The following is a 239-nucleotide window of genomic DNA, read 5'->3' as shown; positions in this document are numbered from 1 at the left end:
TATCGCATACAGTTTCTGAATCAGCACCAATGCCTGTTCAGCGACCTGACTTTTCCCAGTTACATGCAGTTCATGGAATTTACGACGTGCATGGGCCATGCAGCCCACCTCAATGACCTGGCCTGATTTAAAGCGTGCTTTATAACCACTGTAATCATCACAGACTAGATAACCCTGCCAGCCTTTCAAGAACTCTGCAGCATGCTGGCCTGAACGACTATCCTGAAAGTCATAGATCA

At 46.9% G+C, this 239-nt stretch carries 1 protein-coding gene; it reads right to left on the bottom strand.

The genetic code is table 11. From position 1 onward, the window contains the following. Nucleotides 1–239: transposase (locus tag ACEO2X_RS14735; protein ID WP_371972223.1), on the bottom strand; the 239-nt coding region annotated here is incomplete at both ends.

Origin of the sequence: Acinetobacter sp. AL9 (assembly GCF_041464035.1) — a bacterium.
In the GTDB taxonomy this organism is placed as follows: Bacteria; Pseudomonadota; Gammaproteobacteria; order Pseudomonadales; family Moraxellaceae; genus Acinetobacter; species Acinetobacter towneri.
The sequence above is the reverse complement of the archived record's forward strand: the minus strand, read 5'-3'. Positions and strand labels throughout refer to the sequence as shown.